Genomic DNA, 5,280 nt, shown 5'->3' with positions numbered 1-5,280 from the left:
TAGGGAGGCACAATTATTTGTAGGATGGGTTAGCGGTAGCGTAACCCATGCGGGAGTTGGGTTTCATGCTTCAACCCAACCTACGTTCATCTTATATTTAATTCCACCCACCTACTTAACTGCCAGAATAAGGGGAATTCCGATGCTGATAGCTAAAATAACTGATATTAGTCAGTTTAGCTCATAATGCTGGTCAAGGCGATAGATAAAAAGTGAAGGACGGGGAAATAGTCAGAATTTTCCGGGATGCCAAAGATCAAGCTATTTCTTTGTCCCTTGTGTCATCGGGGAATCTTCCCTTTTAACGCTAGATATTTTCAGGAATTACTAGAGACAAAAAAAATTAAAGTTCCTCAACTGCTCCCAGAACGGTTAAGCTTATTTTAATCTCTGTAATTGCTTTTATGGCTCATTTGACTTCTGAAAGACTCAATTTAACCACAAAAATCGCCTATGGTGCGGGGGATTTGGGACCGGCTATCACTGCCAATATCTCGGTATTTTACCTGCTATTTTTCCTCACTGATGTGGCAGGATTATCGGCAGGATTAGCTGGTAGTGTGCTGATGGTGGTGAGAATTTTCGACGCTATTAACGATCCGATTATTGGCATGTGGAGCGATCGAACCCGTACTATCTGGGGTCGTCGCTTACCATGGATGTTATTGGGGTCGATTCCCTTCGGAATTAGCTATTTTTTACTGTGGTTAATCCCGACTAATAACCAATTATGGCTATTTTTATATTATATTTTTATCGGCATTATCTTTAATTTAACCTATACAGTAGTCAATCTTCCTTACCAGGCACTCACCCCTGAATTAACTTATGATTATAATGAGAGAACCCGCTTAAATAGTTTTCGTTTTGCCTTTTCCATCGGGGGCAGCATTCTCTCATTAATTCTCTATATTATCGTCTCATCTTCCTATGCCAACGATCTCCATCAAGCTTTTTTATTGTTAGGTGTAGTTTGTGCTTTAATGTCGATTATAGCAGTTATTTGGTGCGCTTTAGCTTTACAAGAACGAGGAGCAAAAGCGATTCTCAATTCTCCCCAGAAAAAAGTTTTGGCAATTGCTTTTATAGTTATCGGTGCGCTTTCCTTGGTCTATGGACTAGGAAAAATTGGGGTGAATCCCAGAGACTTTATCGCTATTTCCACAATTTTATTAGGAATACAAGGGATAGTTTCGGGGTTAACCCTTTACTATGGCAAAACTGAAAATCATCTCAAGGATAGCGCAGCAATTAAACAGAGAGAAGCGGATAATAATACCGAAACTATTCCCCTGAAAGAACAATTAAAAATAGTTTTTGGTAATCGTCCCTTTTTATACGTTATTGGCATCTATCTTTGTGCTTGGTTAGGAGTACAATTAACCGCCTCGATTTTGGTTTACTACGTCGTCAGCTACATGAGACTATCGGAAGCAGAATCGGGTTTAGTCGCTTTGGCAGTACAGGGAACAGCTTTAGTGATGTTATTTTTCTGGCAAGCAGTTAGTCAGAAATTAGACAAAAAGATAGTCTATTTTTTAGGGATGACATTCTGGATTATTGCCCAAATTGGTTTATTTTTGCTCCAACCAGGAGAAATAACTTTAATGTATGCTTTGGCAGTTTTGGCGGGATTTGGCGTATCTGTGGCCTATTTAATTCCTTGGTCAATGGTTCCCGATGTGATTGAATTAGACGAATTAGAAACAGGAAAACGTCGAGAAGGTATTTTTTATGCTTTCATGGTACTTTTGCAAAAAATTGGTTTAGCTTTGGGGTTATTTCTTGTCGGTATTGCTCTAGAAACATCGGGTTTTAAACCGAGAATCCCAGGAGAAGCAATTCCCCTGCAGCCAGATAGTGCTTTAATAGCAATTCGCCTAGCAATTGCTCCTTTACCGGCATTTTTTCTGATCATTAGCTTAATTCTTGCCTATTTTTATCCAATTACTCGCCAAGTTCACGCCGAAATTTTAGGCCAATTAGCAACAAGAAGACAACAGGAAAAGTAAACATCAGTTTTTTGAGAAACACTGTCAGTTAAACCCCGTAATAATTTTTCTTCTTCAGGTTCCAATCGTTTTGTAAATTATCAAGACAAAGTTATACTAAATCCGTTGAGTATAGACTACATATCAGGATAGGCACTCATGCAAAAGGGGAAATAAATAATCAGTTTTTAATAACCGGATTTAGTATTAGACCCATGATTGCAGACATTTTTGAAAATTTTACTTTTTAGGATGGTTTTCCTGAATTGAGATTCTCCCCCCTACTAAAGCAAGGGGGAAAAAAAATCAATTGGCACGCTGTTCAACCAACAGTTGGTAAGCATGATTAAAATCAGCCGTTGTAATGCGAATCTCAGCCGGGTCAGTCATTCCCTGATGGCGATAACGACGAATTGCCATCAGTGCCGCTTGGTTACATAATAACGCTAAATCTGCGCCATTCCAGCCTTCGGTTGCCTCGGCCCAATAGCCTAAATCCACATCCTCTAAAGGACGTTCATCATTATGAACCCCCAGAATTGCTAAACGACTAGAGGCATTCGGTAAATCAACTTTTAACTGTAAATCCAACCGTCCCGCTCGCAATAAGGCTGGATCTAAAGCATCTGGGCGATTAGTGGCTCCAATCACTAAAATCGTTGCCGCCGTTTGCAACCCATCTAACTCCGTGAGGATTTGTCCCACAACCCGGTCACTCACTCCTGAATCTCCACTATAACGACCTCTTGCCGGTGCTAAAGTATCAATTTCATCAATAAAAACCACACAAGGGGCTGCCTGACGAGCTTTGGCAAACAACTCACGCACCGCTTGTTCGCTCGCACCCACCCATTTACTCAAAAGCTCAGGTCCATTAATACTAATAAAATTAGCTCGCGCCTGAGATGCCACCGCTTTGGCCAATAAGGTTTTTCCCGTTCCGGGGGGACCCCAAAGTAAAATACCTTTGGGAGCTTGGGCTTTGGTTTGCGTATATAATTGAGGATGGAGTAATGCCCCTTCCACGGACTCCTGTAGGGTTTGTTTAATCTGTTCAAGTCCGCCAATATTGTCCCAGTCCACATGGGGAGATTCCACTTCCACAGACCGCAATACCGCCGGTTTAACTTCTTTAAGGGCTTGCAAAAAGTCGGCTTGAACCACCGTCATTGTTTCTGGAATTTGCGAGTCAATCGTAGGAACCTGGCGTCGTAAAGCACTATAGGCCGCTTTCTGGCAAACGGCTTTTAAATCTGACCCGACAAATCCCACCGCATTATCGGCAATCAGATCTAAGGAAACTGATTCATCTAGGGGCATGGAACGGGTGAGAATTTGCAGGATTTCTAAACGGCCCTTGCGGTCAGGCACCCGAAAGAGGACTTCTCGGTCAAACCGTCCGGGACGACGGAGGGCAGGGTCAAGATGGTCGGGACGGTTTGTCGCCGCTAGAACAATCACCCCTTGGCTTTGGGCAAAGCCATCCATTAAACCCAGCAATTGGGCTACCAGTCTTTTTTCTACTTCCCCTTCAACTTTACTGCGGTCGGGTGCCATGCTATCAATTTCGTCAATAAAAACGATACAAGGCGCATTCTTACTGGCTTTCTCAAAAATTCCCCGCAGTTTTTGCTCGGCTTCCCCATAATATTTGCTGATCACCTCTGGTCCGACTAAGGCAATATAGTTAACACCGAGTTCTTCGGCCAAAGCACGGGCGGTCAGGGTTTTACCGGTTCCAGGGGGTCCGACTAAGAGAACGCCGCGAGTGGGTTCAAGTCCTAACTTGGCCAACAAGTCAGGGCGTTTCAGAGGAATGGCAATTAGTTCTTTGAGTTCTTTAATCACTTCCGTCAATCCACCAACATCTTTCAGAGAAGCCGTGGTGGGTTCTTCGGGCGGTGTCATACTGTCTTCAACCCCTGAATCAGTGGAGGATGAGCGATTGCGATTGACCTCAAAATCATCCCCGCCAGAATTGCTCGGACGAGAAACTCCCCCTGGACGGGGAATACCGCCAGAACGGGGAATATTACTCAAGGGACGGGAATTAAATTGCATTTCGGTTTTAATTTCCCCTTTTTCCAGTTTTTCTTCTAAGATTTTGGCCAGTTCGACTAATTGCTCAAATCCTTTGAATAATTCTACCATAAAATTGCTCCTGAATCAAGTGAAGGATGGGGACTGGGTAATAGATGAGGTTAAGAAGTCCGACTTTAAAGACTAATTACCTTTAAAATAACAGATCTGCCGCGGCTTTTACCCGGGCTAGAGGTTCTACTGACCGGGGTAAACTGGGTAAGCGGATCAAAGTTTGCTCTGGGAATAAATCCCAATCAATTTCCTCATTAGCGTGATAACGATTCTGCACGACATAACGTTGATAGACTCCCATTTTTTTCAAAGATGCTGTCAATCGCAGTTGTTCGGCAACTATAGCATCTTGGGCTTGCAAAACTCCAATAAATTCTGTATGTTGGGGGTCTTTTAGTTTTTTCTGGGCAGACATCACTTGTTGTCTTAAGATTCGCAACCGTCCCATTAAATCTACACGCCCTAAGACATTTTGATACTTCATCCAAAGCTTAAAAATCCAACTTAACCAATCTCCTAAAGCCGTTGGCATTTCCAAAAATCGCAGGAGATGACCGGTAGGAGCCGTATCTAAAATAATCAAATCTTGTTGTTTCTGGTCTAATAAATCCATCACTGTTACTAGGGATAACATTTCATCAATTCCTGGCAGAGATTGAGCTACAATTTGTCGCCAAGCTTCCGGAGTATAAGCTAGTTTGATGTTTCCTTCTTCCTTACCTTCACCACTAATCATTTCTGCCAGTTCCCATAAATAATCATCCCGAAATTTTTCTAAAATGATATTAGCGTCAACTTCTTGACCACTTAAATTATCAGTTAATTGTGTGGATTGATGTCCTAACTTTGTCCCAAAGGCATCTCCCAAAGAATGCGCTGGATCAATAGAAATAATTCTAATTTTTTGATCGGGATGACGATTAGCTAACGCCCAACCAATGGCCGCGGCAACGGTGGTTTTTCCCACCCCCCCCTTGCCACCAATGATAATGAGTTGGCGTTTGTCGTCAATAAAATCACTAAAACTCGGCAGAATTTTTTGCGGCCATTGAATAGGAGGCGGGGGAGTAAATTCTACTTTTTCGATGATTTTAATTTGACTCATGATCTGATCTAATGCTTCACCTCCTAGAGGTTCTTTTGATTGTTGGGGCAGGGTGAAAATTGTCTCTTGACCTGGAATTTTTAGGAATTT

General features: G+C 42.4%; 3 protein-coding genes and 1 pseudogene. 2 read left to right on the top strand and 2 right to left on the bottom strand.

What is annotated here, in order from left to right; genetic code table 11:
* Both PX636_RS02600 and PX636_RS02595 read left to right on the top strand, forming a co-directional pair.
* Positions 1–187: pseudogene (locus PX636_RS02600) on the top strand (hypothetical protein); the annotation flags it as partial.
* Positions 188–404: 217 nt separating this feature from the next.
* Positions 405–2,012 carry an MFS transporter gene (locus PX636_RS02595; RefSeq protein ID WP_288116141.1) on the top strand — a complete coding sequence of 536 codons (1,608 nt, stop codon included), beginning with the start codon at positions 405–407 and terminating at the stop codon, positions 2,010–2,012.
* A gap of 285 nt (positions 2,013–2,297) precedes the next feature.
* Here PX636_RS02595 and PX636_RS02590 read toward each other — a convergent pair whose 3' ends face one another.
* Both PX636_RS02590 and PX636_RS02585 read right to left on the bottom strand, forming a co-directional pair.
* Complete coding sequence (locus PX636_RS02590) at positions 2,298–4,142, bottom strand: AAA family ATPase (RefSeq protein WP_288116140.1); 1,845 nt, start codon at positions 4,140–4,142, stop codon at positions 2,298–2,300.
* 82 nt (positions 4,143–4,224) lie between these two features.
* A partial coding sequence (locus PX636_RS02585) for an ArsA family ATPase (RefSeq protein ID WP_288116139.1) occupies positions 4,225–5,280 on the bottom strand: 1,056 nt, incomplete at its 5' end.

Source organism: Microcystis sp. M53598_WE2 (genome assembly GCF_030067735.1).
Lineage (GTDB): Bacteria > Cyanobacteriota > Cyanobacteriia > Cyanobacteriales > Microcystaceae > Microcystis > Microcystis aeruginosa.
This window is presented reverse-complemented; position numbering and strand designations above follow the sequence as displayed.